Origin of the sequence: Thermobacillus sp. ZCTH02-B1 (assembly GCF_002159085.1) — a bacterium.
In the GTDB taxonomy this organism is placed as follows: Bacteria; Bacillota; Bacilli; order Paenibacillales; family Paenibacillaceae; genus Thermobacillus.
Window position 1 is genome coordinate 1 of record NZ_LZRU01000043.1, and the last position, 15,301, is coordinate 15,301.

At 61.1% G+C, this 15,301-nt stretch carries 18 protein-coding genes; all 18 read left to right on the forward strand.

Annotated elements, in window-relative coordinates:
• The first annotated feature begins 803 nt into the window (after positions 1 to 803).
• The 18 genes from A9Z00_RS14645 (at position 804) to ric (ending at position 15,295) form a co-directional block, all read left to right on the forward strand.
• Entirely contained in the window at positions 804 to 1,574 is a 771-nt protein-coding gene (locus A9Z00_RS14645) for an ABC transporter ATP-binding protein (RefSeq protein ID WP_296979020.1), read from the forward strand.
• Between the two features lie 32 nt (positions 1,575 to 1,606).
• Complete coding sequence (locus tag A9Z00_RS14650) at positions 1,607 to 2,953, forward strand: FAD-binding oxidoreductase (protein ID WP_296979022.1); 1,347 nt, start codon at positions 1,607 to 1,609, stop codon at positions 2,951 to 2,953.
• Between the two features lie 45 nt (positions 2,954 to 2,998).
• Positions 2,999 to 3,856, forward strand: coding sequence for an ABC transporter permease (locus A9Z00_RS14655; RefSeq protein ID WP_296979024.1), 858 nt, complete (start codon positions 2,999 to 3,001; stop codon positions 3,854 to 3,856).
• Positions 3,857 to 3,898: 42 nt separating this feature from the next.
• Entirely contained in the window at positions 3,899 to 5,614 is a 1,716-nt protein-coding gene (locus A9Z00_RS14660) for a CocE/NonD family hydrolase (protein ID WP_296979026.1), read from the forward strand.
• On the forward strand, positions 5,611 to 6,033 hold the full coding sequence (locus A9Z00_RS14665) for a cupin domain-containing protein (RefSeq protein ID WP_296979028.1): 423 nt from the start codon (positions 5,611 to 5,613) through the stop codon (positions 6,031 to 6,033). The genes A9Z00_RS14660 and A9Z00_RS14665 overlap by 4 nt, the downstream gene beginning before the upstream one ends.
• Positions 6,034 to 6,068: 35 nt before the next feature.
• Entirely contained in the window at positions 6,069 to 6,935 is an 867-nt protein-coding gene (locus A9Z00_RS14670) for a creatininase family protein (RefSeq protein WP_296979030.1), read from the forward strand.
• Positions 6,932 to 8,161: an amidase gene (locus A9Z00_RS14675; RefSeq protein WP_296979032.1), complete on the forward strand. Its 1,230-nt coding sequence runs from the start codon at positions 6,932 to 6,934 to the stop codon at positions 8,159 to 8,161. The genes A9Z00_RS14670 and A9Z00_RS14675 overlap by 4 nt, the downstream gene beginning before the upstream one ends.
• Before the next feature lie 82 nt (positions 8,162 to 8,243).
• Entirely contained in the window at positions 8,244 to 9,008 is a 765-nt protein-coding gene (locus A9Z00_RS14680) for a cysteine hydrolase family protein (protein ID WP_296979034.1), read from the forward strand.
• A gap of 591 nt (positions 9,009 to 9,599) precedes the next feature.
• Positions 9,600 to 10,325 carry a DUF6199 family natural product biosynthesis protein gene (locus A9Z00_RS14685; protein ID WP_296979036.1) on the forward strand — a complete coding sequence of 242 codons (726 nt, stop codon included), beginning with the start codon at positions 9,600 to 9,602 and terminating at the stop codon, positions 10,323 to 10,325.
• A 71-nt stretch (positions 10,326 to 10,396) separates the two neighbouring features.
• On the forward strand, positions 10,397 to 10,717 hold the full coding sequence (locus A9Z00_RS14690) for a short-chain dehydrogenase (protein ID WP_296979038.1): 321 nt from the start codon (positions 10,397 to 10,399) through the stop codon (positions 10,715 to 10,717).
• Between the two features lie 44 nt (positions 10,718 to 10,761).
• A complete protein-coding gene (locus A9Z00_RS14695) occupies positions 10,762 to 11,142 on the forward strand; it encodes a hypothetical protein (protein WP_296979040.1) in 381 nt (126 codons plus the stop codon).
• 180 nt (positions 11,143 to 11,322) lie between these two features.
• Complete coding sequence (locus A9Z00_RS14700; RefSeq protein WP_296979041.1) at positions 11,323 to 11,622, forward strand: GNAT family N-acetyltransferase; 300 nt, start codon at positions 11,323 to 11,325, stop codon at positions 11,620 to 11,622.
• Between the two features lie 53 nt (positions 11,623 to 11,675).
• The gene (locus A9Z00_RS14705; protein ID WP_296979043.1) at positions 11,676 to 11,882 is read left to right on the forward strand and encodes a hypothetical protein; all 207 of its coding nucleotides are present in this window, start codon (positions 11,676 to 11,678) and stop codon (positions 11,880 to 11,882) included.
• Between the two features lie 83 nt (positions 11,883 to 11,965).
• A complete protein-coding gene (locus A9Z00_RS14710; protein ID WP_296979045.1) occupies positions 11,966 to 12,643 on the forward strand; it encodes an HAD family hydrolase in 678 nt (225 codons plus the stop codon).
• 4 nt (positions 12,644 to 12,647) lie between these two features.
• Positions 12,648 to 13,460, forward strand: coding sequence for an inositol monophosphatase family protein (locus tag A9Z00_RS14715; protein WP_296979047.1), 813 nt, complete (start codon positions 12,648 to 12,650; stop codon positions 13,458 to 13,460).
• Between the two features lie 83 nt (positions 13,461 to 13,543).
• Positions 13,544 to 13,900: a hypothetical protein gene (locus tag A9Z00_RS14720; protein WP_296979048.1), complete on the forward strand. Its 357-nt coding sequence runs from the start codon at positions 13,544 to 13,546 to the stop codon at positions 13,898 to 13,900.
• A 35-nt stretch (positions 13,901 to 13,935) separates the two neighbouring features.
• Positions 13,936 to 14,241 carry a hypothetical protein gene (locus A9Z00_RS14725; protein ID WP_296979050.1) on the forward strand — a complete coding sequence of 102 codons (306 nt, stop codon included), beginning with the start codon at positions 13,936 to 13,938 and terminating at the stop codon, positions 14,239 to 14,241.
• A 337-nt stretch (positions 14,242 to 14,578) separates the two neighbouring features.
• Positions 14,579 to 15,295, forward strand: coding sequence for an iron-sulfur cluster repair di-iron protein (ric, locus tag A9Z00_RS14730; protein ID WP_296979052.1), 717 nt, complete (start codon positions 14,579 to 14,581; stop codon positions 15,293 to 15,295).
• The last annotated feature ends 6 nt before the right edge of the window (positions 15,296 to 15,301 follow it).

A 15,301-nucleotide genomic window follows, 5' to 3' on the forward strand; every position in this document is an offset into this window, starting at 1 on the left:
TTGAGCCATATTCGATCTCCTCCTGAAGAATGTTGTTTCGACACCACCATTCTAACTGAGGGATTTGAATATGGCTCCCCTTATTTTTGGGAGTATAGCATTTTTACACAATTATACGGACTCAACTCCGGGAGGATTCATAGAAGTTCACGGATTCAGGTTTATAAACCACATTGCAAATGTTGTAAACCACATGAGGGAGTAGGACGTGCTCAAATCGTGCTGAGGAACTTGAGCATTATCATCGGTTGCACAAATGAGGTAATCAAATAGGATGATACTCGATAAATAAAAAATTCATCATGCGATTGCCTCGCTTCCACAGGATCCGCCGCTGACCGGGATGAATATGGACGCCTTTATCGACGCGCTGTTTCCGGAGGTTTGCGGGATTGCCGGTCAACGAACATATACGTTCTATGGAAGCGTGCTGACATCATGATCGATGAGGCGCCCGGATGATTGCGCCGGTATATTGGAATGCTTTGAAACGATCGCCGAACGATTGGCTGTGGAGGATAAATCGCTGTTTCTCGTTCTTTGAACCTGGTTTGATCGGTGAAACCTGCAGGCGATCCCGGCCTCGCGATTTTGCGGGGTCGGGTTTTTGTTGTGTAAGTATATATAACGCATTCACGTAATCATTAAAGGAGAACAAACCGTTTTCTGTACGGAAAGCATAAAATAAACAAGCGTTTTTTATTATATCTTACAAATAAAAGTCATGTAAATTGACGTTGTTGTTTCTTCACTGCTACCATGGGCTCAAACACGCAACGCGACAGGGGCCGGGTGGTGAGAGGATGCCGGCGGACAAGGCGGACGTACTGGTCAACATGGAACGGCTGGAAAAGGTGTATCCCAACGGCACGATCGCCGTCCGGGACGTGGACCTGAAGGCGGGCGCGGGCGAATTCATTTGCTTCGTCGGGCCTTCCGGCTGCGGGAAATCCACCATTTTCAAGATGATTGCGGGACTGGAGGAGCCGACGGGCGGCCAACTCGAGATTTTCGGGAAGCATCCGGACGAAGCCCGCAGACGGAACGAGATCGCCTTCGTGTTCCAGGAACATTCCCTTCTGCCCTGGAGCACGGTCGAAGCCAACGTCATGCTGCCCCTCGCGCTGCGGAAGGTTCCGAAGTCCGAACGGCTCGAGGCGGCGCACCGGGCGCTGCGCCTCGTCGGTCTTTCCGATCACGTGAAGGCTTTGCCCAGGGAACTGTCGGGCGGCATGAAAATGAGGGTGTCCATCGCGCGGGCGCTCGTCGCGCGGCCGAAGCTGCTGATGATGGACGAACCGTTCGGCGCGCTGGACGAAATCACGCGGCAGATTCTGCAGCAGGAGCTGCTGAACATCTGGCTGCAGGAAAAAGGGATGACGGTTCTGTTCATTACCCACAACGTCTTCGAAGCGGTGTATCTGTCCACCCGGGTCGTGGTGATGACGCCCCGCCCCGGCAAGGTGTCGGCCGTCGTCGACATTCCCATCCCCTTCCCCCGGGACGACACTTTCCGCACCTCTTCCGAATTCGGTCACTATGTGGGCCTTGTCTCGCAAGCCCTCAAACATTGATCCCAATCCAAACCCGAAAGGAGAAGATCGCCATGGCCATGGCCGTCCGATGGAAGCCGGAGATCGTCGGGGAGCTGATCGGGCTGGTCGGCGAGGAACAGGTCAGGCTGGACCCGGATTCCCGCGAGAAACTGTCCAGGGACTATTACTGGTACTCCCCGGTCCTGATCGATCTGCTGAAGCACAAGCAGGCGGATGCCATTGTCATTCCGACCCGGGAAGACGAGATCCCGTCCATCCTCGCCGCGGCGTGCCGGCATCGCATTCCGGTCACGGTGCGCGGGGGCGGAACGGGCAATTACGGGCAGGCCGTGCCGCTCTTCGGCGGCATCGTTCTGGATCTCAGCCGCCTGACGGACATCGTGGAAGTCGGCGACGGCTACGCCACCGTCCAATGCGGCGCCAGGCTCAAGGCGCTGGAGCTCGAGCTCCGGAAGCGGAATCGGGAGTTGTGCGTCTATCCGAGCACGTACGCCATCGCCACCGTCGGCGGGTTCGTCTGCGGAGGCTCCGGGGGCATCGGATCGATCACCTGGGGCAACCTGTGGGACGGCAATGTGCTGGGCGCCGTGATCTACACGATGGAGGAGTCCCCCCGTCGGCTCGAGGTTGCCGGCGACGAGCTCCGGAACTACATCCACAATTACGGCACGACGGGCGTCATGACGCGGGTCACGATACGGGTCGCGCCGAAGACGGATTGGTTCCAGGCCGCCCTCCAGTTCCCCGACCCGGAATCCGCGATGCGGTTCGGGGAGAAGCTGGCCCGGGACGAATCGATCCGCAAACGCCTGGTCAGCATATCGGAACATCCGATTCCGACCTGGTTCATCCCCATCGCGAAGCGCTTTGCTCCGGGCGCCGCGGTCGCGCTTCTGGAGATCGAGGAAGGCGCCTTGGAGGCCGTGGCCGCGACGGGCGCGGAATTTGGCGGCAGCGTGGCGCACACGATCCCGGCCGACCGGTATCAGAAGACGCTCGGGCTGTCCGACTTCAGCTGGAACCATACGACGCTGTGGGCGCTCAAGTCGGACCCGACGATCACCTACCTGCAGGCCGCCTTCCATGAGACGGACTATCTCGAGCAGATGCGCCGGATCAAGGAGCGGTTCCCCGACGAAGTGCTGTTCCACTTCGAATGGGTCCGCAACGGCGGCGTGATCGCGCCGTCCTCCCTGCCGATCGTCCGTTATCGGAACAAGGAGCGGCTCTACGAGATCATCCGGTTTTTCGAATCGGTCGGCGTCCGGATCTTCGACCCGCATACGTTCGTCCTGGACGTCGGCGCGAGAGCCGATTATGCGGGCATGGTCCGGAGGAAGCAGATGAACGATCCCTTCGGCCTGCTCAATCCAGGAAAAATCCGAATGCCCGGATGACAGCCGAATCGGAACGTCCATTCCGGAGCGGGGAGGATGATACGAATGGCCAATACGGATCTGCCGGTGCTGCGATACGGCAAACCGGAAACGAAGGAAAGGCTGAAGCCGGTGATTCCATGGGCGAAATGGAGACAGAAGCTGTTGCCTCCCGCCGCCGCGTTCGTGGTGTTCATCGGCGGGTGGGAACTGATCGCCGGGCTGCTCGGCATCCCGGCATACCTCTTGCCGAAGCCGAGCGACATCGTGCGCGCCGCCTGGGAGAATGCCCACAACCTCGGGGTATCGGTGTTCACGACGCTGTCCGAGGCGATCGTCGGCTTCCTGTTCAGCATCGTGTTCGGCGTGCTCGGCGCCGTGGTGCTGGCATTGAGCAAGACGATCGAGAAAGCCGTGTTTCCCTACGCCATCATGCTGCAGACGATCCCGATCGTCGCCATCGCGCCGATCATCGTGATCTGGTTCGGGGCCGGGGCCAACGCGATCATCATCATCTCGTTCCTGATCGGCTTCTTCCCGATGCTGTCCAACACGCTGATCGGACTGAATGCGACGGACACGAATCTGAAGAACCTGTTCTTCCTGTACAACGCCTCGAAATGGCAGACGATGTGGAAATTGCGCCTGCCGGCGGCGCTGCCTTATATCGTGGCGGGGCTGAAAATCTCCTGCACCCTGGCGGTGATCGGCGCCATCGTCGGCGAATACATCGCGGGAATCGGCGGCGGAAAAGGGGGCCTCGGCTATGCGATCACCGTCGCGGCAACCCGGCTGCAGACGGCGTACCTGTTCGCCTGCGGGTTATCCGCCTCGATCATGGGAATCGCCTTTTACCTCGTCGTGAATTATTTTTCCAAAGCGATGCTCAGTTCGTGGCATGAGCTGGAAATGAACAACAAATAACCGGACCTGGGAAAGCGTGACGGCAGATCGGGAGGGTTCGCGATGGATCTCGCTGGCGTGAAGGTGGAATTCGATCAGGTCTGCGTCCTGCGGGACGGGACGCGGCTTCTTGCCGACGTCTATCGTCCTCCCGGTCCCGGCCCGCATCCGGTGCTCCTCATGCGCCAGCCCTACGGCAAATCGCTGGCTTCGACGGTCACCTATGCGCATCCGGTCTGGTATGCCCGGCACGGATTCATCGTCGTGATCCAGGACGTGCGCGGCCGCGGCAAATCGGAGGGCGTGTTCAGGCCGTTCGTGCAGGAGGTGGAGGACGGCTACGACGCGGTGGAATGGGCGGCGTCGCTGCCCGGTTCCAGCGGCAAGGTCGGCATGTACGGCTTCTCCTACCAGGGGAGCACGCAATGGGCGGCCGCCGCCGCACGGCCGCCCCATCTCGCCGCGATCGCGCCCGGCATGTGCGCCGCGGACCTGTATCACGGAATGTTCTATCCCCACGGGCGGTTCCAGCTCGGCAGCACCCTGCCCTGGGCGTTCCAGCTGGCGCGGGACGAGGCGAGGCGGGCCGGGGACGGCGCGACGGAGACGGCGTGCACGGAGATCATGCGCCGTCCGGATTCCCTGGTCTGGCGCATGCCGGTCGGCGGGGAGCATCCGATCCTGACCCGCTATTTTCCCGAATATTACGACTGGTGCGCCCATCCGGTCTATGACGGCTATTGGGAGGAGCGGAACTGGCTCGGGAAGGTGCTCGAATCCCCGCTTCCGGCGCTGCACATCGGCGGCTGGTACGACCCGTACCTGGCCGGAACGCTGCAGTCCTACGAGGCGCTCGAGAACGGGGGCCGTTCGCGGGATTGCTTCCACCGCCTGATCATCGGGCCGTGGGCCCACATTCCGTGGGGCAGGAAGGCCGGCGGCTTCGACTTCGGCCCGGATGCGGCCGGCGACCTGCTTCGCGAACATCTCCGGTGGTTCCGCCACTGGCTGGTCGAACGGGACGAGGAATTGGAAAAGGAACCGCCGGTACGCTACTTCGAGTACGGCAGCCGGCTCTGGCGCACCGCCCGGCGATCCCCGTTCGGAACGCCGCGGGAAGCGACGGAAGAAGGCGCCGGGACGATGCGGTGGCGGCTCGAAAACCTCGGCCGGCCGGCCAACGGCGCCTCCGGCGGCGGCGTCCTCGTCCGGGAGCCGGCGCAGCGCGAACCGGCCGTCGACGTTTTCGTGTACGATGCCAGGCTGCCGATGTCCTGCGATTCGTATTTGCCGGCGGACCGCAGCGCGCTGGAGGACCGGTTCGAAATCCTGAACTACACCGGCGAGCCGCTTGAGCGTCCGCTTCATGCCGCCGGTTCGCCGAGACTCAAGGTCCGGTGCAAGGCGGCCGGCGGACCGACGGATCTTGCGGCCATCCTTACGCTGGTGGAGCCGGACGGCGCTTCCCGCTTCCTGTCCATCGGGGTGGCGGAAGTGCCCGGTTCGTCCGACGGGCGGGACGAATGGACGGAGCTCGTCATGGCCATGCGGCCGTTTGCCGCCGAACTGCCGGCGGGCGGCCGCCTGCGGATCGAGCTGACCGGCAGCGCGTTCCCGCTGTTCGCACGGCATCCGAACGGCATGCCCGCCGCGCGGATGCCGGAGGCCTGCCCCGGCGATCTGAAGATGGCGACGGTCGCGGTCCTGACCGACCCGGCGCTGCCTTCCATGCTTGAAATTCCCGTAATCCATTACGACGAGGAGGATGGAGATTCATGACGATCATGACGAAGGAAATGCTGGCCGGGACCCTCACGGATTGTCCGGTGATGAAAATCTCCGCGAAGGACACGAACAAGTTCGTGCTGCTGTGCGACGGACAGCAAACGGGCTTCGTCTCGGTGGTCGAGATCTTCGATGTCGGCGGCAAGACGCCTCCGAACATCCATCACGGAGCCGTCGAGTATTTCTACGTCATGAAGGGCACGGGCAAGGCGTATGTGAACGGTCAAAGCGTGGATCTGAAGCCCGGCTCGTTCCTGTTCGTGCAGCCCGGACACACCCACGAAGTTCACAACACGGGCGATTCCCGGCTGTACGTGCTCACCACCATGGTCCCGGACGAGAAGTTCTCCGACCTGATCAAGGCGGGCATCCCGGCGGAACTCGACGAAGCAGATCTGGCCGCGTTGCTGTGATCGGACGCAATGACGGGTGAAGGGGCGGATGATCCGTGTTCAATCGCTATGAAGGCGCCGCCTGGGAAGAGCGGTTTCTGCCGCGCCTTACCTCCGCGGAAATCCGGGATCTTCCGAAGACGCGTGCGCTGGTGATCCTTCCCGTGGGCGCCATGGAGCAGCACGGCCCCCACCTTCCGGTGATGACGGATGCCCTGATCGGGGAAGCCGTCGTCACGCGCGCGATGGAGCTTTTGCCGAAGGACTGCGATGTCTGGCTGCTTCCGCCCCTGGCGTACGGCAAGAGCAACGAGCATCTCGATTTCGCGGGAACGATATCCCTGTCGGCCCAGACATTGCTCCAGGCCGTCATGGACATCGCCGCCGGCGTGAAGCGAAGCGGCTTCCGCCGGCTCCTCCTGCTCAACACCCACGGCGGCAACCAGGATCTGCTGCTCCTGGCCGCGCGGGAGATCCGCATCGCCACCGGCCTGATGGTGTTCTATCTCAGTCCCGGCAGCCTGGCCGACCTCGGGGATTTCTGCACCGAAGAGGAGCGCGAGTTCGGCATCCACGCCGGAGACTACGAAACGTCGCTGGTCATGGCCGTCAAGCCGGACTGGGTTCGCGCCGGCGAGCGGACCCGGGAAATGCCGGATATGGCCCCGTACCGGTACCTGACCCTGGAAGGCAGGATCCGCTTCGCCTGGGTGATGTCCGACATTTCCGAAAGCGGCATATCGGGCGATGCGACCGGCGCGACGGCGGAGAAGGGCGAGATCCTGCTCGGCCGCATCGCCTCCCGTCTCGCGGAGGCATTGAAGGAAATGTGCGCGTTCGAGATTGCCGACGTGAAACGGAAACCGTCCGTCCCGGCGCAAGAGGGTTTCGGCATGAAGGCGGCGGAGGACGTCACGGCATGACGGATCGGTGGGGAGCCTTCTGCGACGATCGCATCCGCCTCGATCCGCAGGCGGCGGGGCCGCTCGGCGGGATGACGTTCGCCGTGAAGGATGTGTTCGACATCGCGGGATACGTATGCGGCGCGGGAAATCCGGATTGGAAACGGACGCACGCGGCCGCCGCAAGGCACGCCGACGCCGTCGACACGCTCCTCGGCGCCGGAGCCCGGCTCGTCGGCACGACGCACACCGACGAGCTGATGTTCGGCCTGAGCGGTGAGAACGCCCATTACGGCACGCCGGTCAATCCGAGGGCGGAGGGGCGCGTCCCCGGCGGTTCGTCCAGCGGTTCGGCCGTCGCCGTCGCCGCGGGACTGGTCGATTTTGCCCTCGGCACCGACACGGGCGGATCGGTGCGGGTTCCGGCCAGCTATTGCGGCGTATACGGAATTCGCCCGACCCACGGCGCCGTCTCCATGCGCGGCGTCGTTCCCCTGGCGCCCAGTTTCGATACCGTCGGATGGTTCGCGGGCGATCCCGATACGCTGCTCGCGGTCGGAACCGTGCTGCTGGCGGATGCGGACGACGGACCGGAGCCCGGGGAGACGTTCCGCCGGGCGCTGGTCGGCCGCGACCTCATCGAGCGGATGGATCCGGCCGACGGCGAGGCGCTGACGGCCGCCGTCCGGCGCGTCCTGTCGGCGGCCGGCCTCGACGTGCGGCCCGTCACGGTGGCCGGGGAAGGAATCGCGGAATGGATGGGAGTGTTCCGCAGGCTACAGGGCCGGGAAATCTGGCAAACCCACGGGAATTGGATCCGTGCGGTGAAGCCGCGGTTCGGCCCGGACGTCGCCGAACGGTTCAGATGGAGCAGCACGCTGGAGGGGTACGATCCCGGCAGGGATATCGAAGCGAGGGAACGGATCCGCGGGCGCATGCTGGAACTGGTCGGCGGCGACGGGCTGCTCTTCCTGCCGGCGGCGGGCGGGACGGCCCCGCCGTGCAATATGCGGGGCGAAGAATCGGAGAAGGTGCGGGTCCGGACCCTGATGATCAGCTGCGTGGCCGGTCTGGCCGGCTTTCCGCAGATCGTACTGCCGTGGTGCACATCGGGCGGTCTTCCGCTCGGACTGTCGATCATCGCCGGCCCGGGGCAGGACTTGCGGCTGCTGCGCTTCGCCGCCCGGCTGGCGCGGACGGTCGGAACGCCGCAGACGGCCTCCGGACGACCGGTCCGCAGGCCGTAGCGGTCCGCGTCGCAAAGGCCTCCACGGCCTTCACGGCCGGAAGGCCAGTCCGCGGGATGCTCAGGCGAGAGGGGTGGGAGTGATGATGCACAGATTGGGCAATCGCCGCAGGTATTGGCTCGTGTCCAAGGAGCACGTGGACATGGCGCCCGAGGGGCCCGCGCCGAAGCGGATCACGCTGGAAGCGGAGCCGCAGCGGGTGACGCTGGATCTGGCCAGAACCGCCATGATCGTCGTGGACATGCAGAACGATTTCTGCAGCGCGGGCGGATGGCTGGACCACATCGGCGTCGACCATACGCCGGCCCGGGCGCCGATCGAACCGCTCAACCGGCTGCTGCCGGCGCTCCGATCCGAGGATGTGCCCGTCATCTGGCTCAACTGGGGCAACCGTCCGGATCTGCTCAACATCAGCCCGGCGCTGCTTCATGTTTACAACATGAGCGGGGACGACGTCGGCCTCGGCGGCATCATCCCGGCCACCGGCTCCGCGGTGCTGGAGAAGGACAGCTGGGGTGCCGCGATCGTCGACGAGCTGACCGTCGAGCCGTCGGACATCCGCGTGGACAAATACCGGATGAGCGGTTTCTGGGACACGCCGCTGGACAGCATTTTGCGCAATCTGGGGATCGACACCCTGCTGTTCGGCGGGGTCAACCTTGACCAGTGCGTGTTGACGACGCTGCAGGACGCGGTGTGCCTGGGTTACAATTGCGTGCTGCTCAAGGATTGCAGCGCCACGACCTCGCCCGGTTACTGCCGGGATGCGGCGCTGTACAACATCCAACAATGCTTCGGGTTCGTGTCGTCGAGCGACGCCGTCCTGTCCGCCCTGGGAGCCTCCTGAGGGGCACCCGGATAAGGCGTTTGCGTTTCCCCGGGCGGAGGATGCCGCCAAAGGACGCGCACCCCGGAAAAGCGTACTCGATGAAATTCGATCAACCGATCAGCCTCGCGCGGACGTTCGGTCCCGGCGGGGTTTTTTTCGTGTACGAAAAAAGGATTTGGGCACATCCGGGATGAACCTTTTATTGCAAAGACTCTGTTGGCCTTCGTTCGCCGGAAGACGGTTCATGTGAAATGGTTGGTTGATGGAAATCCTCGGGGTGAGTTGGCCGTTAGGAAAAGTTGTATCAGTTTTGCGACCATACAAGTTACGGCCGGTGACGGGCATATGGCTGGAAGATCCACCCTTTGTCGGAAGAAAAAATCGTGAATTGCAAGGTATGCGGCAGAACAGGCCGCAATACCTCTTGAATATGCGCGAAATCCTGAAGCCAGGTCGGTCGTTTGACCGGAGCGGAACAGCTCCGCGTGGATTTTTGTTTCATTCGTGGAAAAGGGAACCTGTAGCACTCCGCATTCGTATGTCATATCGGATAATCGGAGCGGAAGCTTCGTCAAACATTCCGGCGAATGCCGAATGAGCGGAGGATCCATGCGAATCCAAAACATGAAACCGGCCGCAACGATCGCGGTCTACGCCGTTTGTGCCGTGCTGGCCGTATGGTTTGGCGTTTATTATTTTTCCGTGAAGGTGTTCGAACTGGAATTCCGCACTTATCGGGCCGCGGAGAAGACCGGGCAGTACATCCGTTATGCCAGCGACGCGGGGCCGCCCGTCACGGTTCGCGTGGACAGATCGGACCGCGTGGTGACGATCGAAGGGCAGGATTACCGGATTCGCGAAGAGCAGACGCCCGGCATGGGGTATCGGGTCCTTTATCCGGACGGCAGCACTTACAAAGTTGAAGAACAGGGCAGCATGCTGCTGGCCTACGACGAGAACGGGGAACTGCTCGTCGGAGGCGGCATGGTCCTCGATGCCAACGGACAGTGGATCCCCAGCGAAGAGGAAGAGCCGCGCTACCATCCCACCGGGTTGGTGAGAGCCGCCTATCCGAAGTATCACGAGACGCGGGGATACCCGTGGTTGTATGTGGCGGCCGTCCTCCTGTTTGCGTTCGGATGGGCCAATTTCCGGTATGAGAAATTTCAGCGGGCCATGTTCTGGCTGTCGCTGGAATGGCTCTGGGTGGAAAATCCCGAACCGAGCGAATTCTATTTCATCATGACCAGAATTTTCGGCATTGTGAGCATGGCGTTGGCATTCGTGTTTTTCCTGCAGTCGCTGACCAGGAACCATATCCTGCTTGTGTTTTGACGGATTTGGTTTCCGGCGCATAACGGCTTTCGGGGGTGATGCCGGTGCCCATGGTACACCAATTCGGGATCATGGACGAAGTGGATGAGCAGAAAGAATACGTGGAATACGCGCCCCGTCAATACGATTGTGTGGCCGTACACGACGATATGCTCAGCAGCCTGGAAGCGAAATTGTCCGGCATCCGGACGTACTTTCATTCGCTGGACCGCCCGGGACATGGATTGGCCTGGTCAGGCATCACGCTGATTCCGCCTGAATCGTTGCCCGCGCTGTATGAAGCCGTAACGTCCTCTGCGAATTTCGAACATTCACCTGAACTTCGCGGTCTGGCTGACAAGATTGCCCGGGCCATTCGGGCCGACCGGTACATGATTCATTTCGGAATCTGAACGACGCGCAACCGGATCATAACGAAAGGTGAAGGAGCGCCGGAATGAGAATCTACGACGAGGATCGCGACCGGACGCTGGGCCGGGTCACCCTGCTTTTGAGAGAAGCCGAGGCGAGAGAATTGCTGGATGGCTTGAGGTGGCTGCTGGAGAAGAAAGACGGACATGTCCATGTCAATGTGGCGAAAAAATGGACGCCGAAGAACAGTCTGGAAAAAGTCGTGCTGATCCTGATCATCGTTGCGATGTTGGGGATTTCCACCAGTCTGTTCGAAAACGTCAGAACCATCGGTTGGCTGACCGAAATTGTGTGGACGGACAAACTGAAAATAACCGAGGATCGAAGATATGAAGACCAAGTTACCAGGAACGATTCTTCTTCACCGTGGACAACGGCCGGGGCGGGGAGCATACGGTCGAGGTGATCTACGGCGACGGACGGATGGGGATCAGAGACGCGTTCATTCCCGAGTTCCAATAAAGATGAAGGTAGCGGAGTTTATCAAGCATGAACTCGACGTGGACCGGCTGCGGGTTTCCAACGAAGTCAGGCATTTCGTCAGCCGGGGGTGATGGAACTGTCCTGTGAAGAATCATACAAAGTGTTGTTTTCGTTTTTGATGCGGGAGATTTCGCTGCCGAATTTCGAGAAGTGGCTGTACGAACACGACGAGCTGCAACGCTGCATCCCGTCCGGGGCGTATCATGAACTGTTGTCGATCAGACACAGGGGGATCGGGACGAAGCTGCTGGAGTTTTGCGAGAAGCTGGCAAGATCCAGGGGCGCGGGCAGCATCCGGCTGGAGACGAACGCAGACAATACGGCTGCAGGCAAGCTGTACGAGAAGGCCGGTTTTGTCGAGTTTCCGCAAAGACGGGTGTTTATGAAGTTCCTGGATCCGTGATCGGAGCGGGAAATCGTCGCAGAGCGGCCAAGGCGGAGCTGCGGAGACGGAAGATGATACCAACTCGAACGGTTTATCAGCACGTCAACGAACGGCTCGAGCTGAGGACCGGAACCTGCATATCCCGGCCGGAAATGCTGCCGAATGTCGATGCGGGCGGTTGGGAGTGGCTCGACGGGCAACATCGGCTGTTCTGGGAAGAGTATGACGAACTCATGGAGTACGCGCAGAAGGTCGCCGGGGAATTTTCTCGTCCCTGAACGAGGGCATGACCGGCCGAACCCGCAGCCGGCGCATCGGGCGACGTGAATCCATGAAAATGCAGTCAGGGAGTTCATGATTCATGATCCGTGCGTTCATTTTCGACATGGACGGCGTCATCATCGACAGCGAACCCATCCATTTCGAAGTCGATCTGATCACGGCTCGGCATTTCGGCGCCGACATGGACAAGGAAGATCTGGAGCGGTTCGTCGGGATGACGAATCCCGAGATGTGGGCGATCATCCGGGCAGAATACGGCATTTCCCATACGGTGGACGAGATCATCGAATACCAATCGGGGAGGAAAATACGCTGGCTGGATGAAGCGGACATCGAGCCGATCGACGGGATCCGGGAGCTGTTGCAGGATTTGCGCGGGCGCCGGATTCCGACCGGGCTCGCGTCGTCCTCGCCGCGGCCGTTCATCGAGGCCGTGTTGGCGAAGTTTGGAATCCGGGAATCTTTCGACTGCGTGATCAGCGGCGAGGAAGTGCCGAACGGCAAGCCGGCCCCGGACATTTACCTGGAAGCGGCGAAGCGGCTCGGGGTGCCGCCGGCGGCGTGCGCGGTGCTCGAGGACTCCCGGAACGGCGTGCTTGCGGCGAAGCGCGCGGGCATGTATTGCATCGGCTTCGCGAACCCGAATTCCGGCAATCAGGATTTGTCACTCGCGGACCGGGTTGTATCCGCGATAGACGAGATCCATGTCGAACATCTTCTTGCAGCAGATGGACGACATGATCGGACGTTGAGGTGAAACGATGGAGACGGACATCATCCGCCGCGCGAAGGATACCGCCGTGAACGCCGTGCTGAAGGCCGGGCGCATGGCGAAGGAGCATTTCGACCGGAACGTGGTTTCCCGCGAGAAGGGCGAATACGTCGACGTTGTGACGGAAGCGGACTACCGGGCCGAGGCGATCATTCTGGACGAGATCGCGCGCGCATTTCCGGATCATCGGATCCGGAGCGAGGAAAGCGGCTTGAGCGGCGGGGACAGCGAATGGCTCTGGATGGTCGACCCGCTGGACGGAACGAACAATTACGCGATCGGTCTGCCCGTCTTCTCGCATTGCGTGACGCTGCTGCGCGGAGGGGAAACCGTCCTCGGCGTCATCTACGAACCGATGGTGGACCGGCTTTATGTGACCGTCTGGAACGAAGGTTCCTGGTGCAACGGCCGCCGGATGGAGGTTCGCAAGAGGGAAGAGCTCGCGAAGGGCACGGTGGGCTGGATTCAGGGGCATCAGGTGCAAAATGAACCCGCCGCCGTCAGACTGAAGCACTACATCGACGTCAAGTTCAAGCGCATGATCCGGTTGTGGGCCCCGTCGCTGCAATGGTGCATGCTGGCCAAGGGCGATCTGGACGGCATCGTCCTGTACAACTCGGAAGGGGACGACCTGTACGCCGGCATTCTGATGGTGAAGGAAGCAGGCGGGATCGTGATCGATTTCGACGGGAACGATTTTGCGGGCATGAACGAGGAGCCGTACCTGATCGCCTGCCATCCCGAGAGCAAGGACTTTTTCATGCAGGTTGTGAGGGAGGGATTGGGAAGACCGGTGTATTGAGGCGTATTGATATGTATGATGTATTCAGATCTTTGCGTCCGGCTCAGTTGCAGAGATGCCGGCAAGCGGAAGGAGAGATGTGAATGTTTGCGTCGTCCGAATCCAAGTCGGCGAACAAGAGCGAATTCACCATCATCAACTTCTACACCTGGAAGAACGGTTTATTGCTCGCCGGCCTGCCGTTATGCACGGTGATGAGCATTCTGGGTTCGCGATTTCTGGATTCGAGTTATCGGCACGCGGTGACGGCGGCCCTCATTGTCGTGATCGTGGCCCTGGTGTTCCTGTATGTGAAGGAATCCAGGAGAACGAGCACGCTGATCGTGGCGGACGACAAGCTGCAGCATGAGGCGGAAGTGAATTTGAATGCAGCAGGGTTCTATCCCCGAAAAGTTTCGAGCTGTCAGCCGGCTATTTGGTTTGCTGGCTCGTATGCATGATAGCCGCGCTTTTCGTCGAGACGGATTCTGCCAAAATGTTCCTGATTTCATTCTTCGGCCTGCTGGCGATCGTGTTCTTGGTCCTGAAGATCATCGAGATGACGAAACCTGTCAAATTGGTCGTGGATGACCACAGACTGCTCTGCGCATCGAAAGAAATAGGGCCGCAGGAAATCGACAAGATCATCCTTTCGTACGGCACTTTGGTGATCAAGCGCAAGCAGGGGAGATGGTCGCATCTCAGCCTGCCGCTGAAGAAGCCGGAAGATTTCGGGCGCCTGAAGGACCGCATGGCGGCGTTCGCCCAAGCGCACAACATCCGGTTCGAGGTCGGGAAATAGGCTTGTGACCGTTGGGACGCCCGGACCATCTGCTTTATCATGCCGGCAGGCTGCAGAGCCGGCCGCAGTACGAGCGGGCGCTGGCGTATTTCCGTGAATGTGCGGCCAGACTGGACTGAGCACCGCATGATGAATCGCTGACGGCCCCTGGCTTGCCGGGCCGTCATGTTGCTTGTTCCGGGACCGGGAAGGCATGTCGCCGAAGATGCGAAGACATCGCGGCGGCATGTCATTTTTTTGGCATGCTGCAAGTTGGTGACACGTGTCACATTAATGGCGGGTCGGCGGCGGTACACTGATGGCGAAAACCACAACCGCGGAAAAGGGAGGACGGAGCATGGAAGAAGCGTTCAACGGTTCCGAGCGGGTTGGCGACATCGTGACCGTGTTTCCCGGCGCCGGCAACCTGATGAAGGCGTACCGGATCGATTTCTGTTGCGGCGGCAACCGCACGCTGAACGAGGCGCTGGAGGAAAAGGGGATCGACCGGACGGATTTCCTCGAACGGCTGAACGGGTTGTATCGGCAGGCGCGGGAGCGCAACATAAGGTCCGTCGACTGGCGCGAAACATCTTCCGCCGAACTGATCGACCACATCGTGCGGACCCATCATGCGTATCTGCGGGAGGAACTGCCGCTGCTCAGCGATTTCGTCACGAAGATCTGGCGGGTGCACGGCGACGCGCATCCGGAGCTGGAGGCGCTCCATGACCGGTTCCACCGGATGAAGGAGGAGCTCGAGCGGCATCTGGCTGCGGAGGAGGAGAAGCTGTTTCCGCTGATCCGGCAGGCCGAGCGGAGCGGAACGCCGGCGGACGGATCGGAGGCGATGAAGGCGATGGATGAGATGGAGGCCGAGCACGGCGAGGTGGGCGACCTGCTGAAGGAGATGCGGGAGATCACGCGGGATTACCGGCTGCCGGAGGACGCGTGCCGGACGTACATGCTGGCGTTCCGGAAGCTCGAGGAACTGGAGGCGGACATGTTCGAGCACATCCATCTGGAGAACAACGTGCTGTTCCCGAAATTCAGAAGCCTGTGCGCTTCCTCATAATATCGC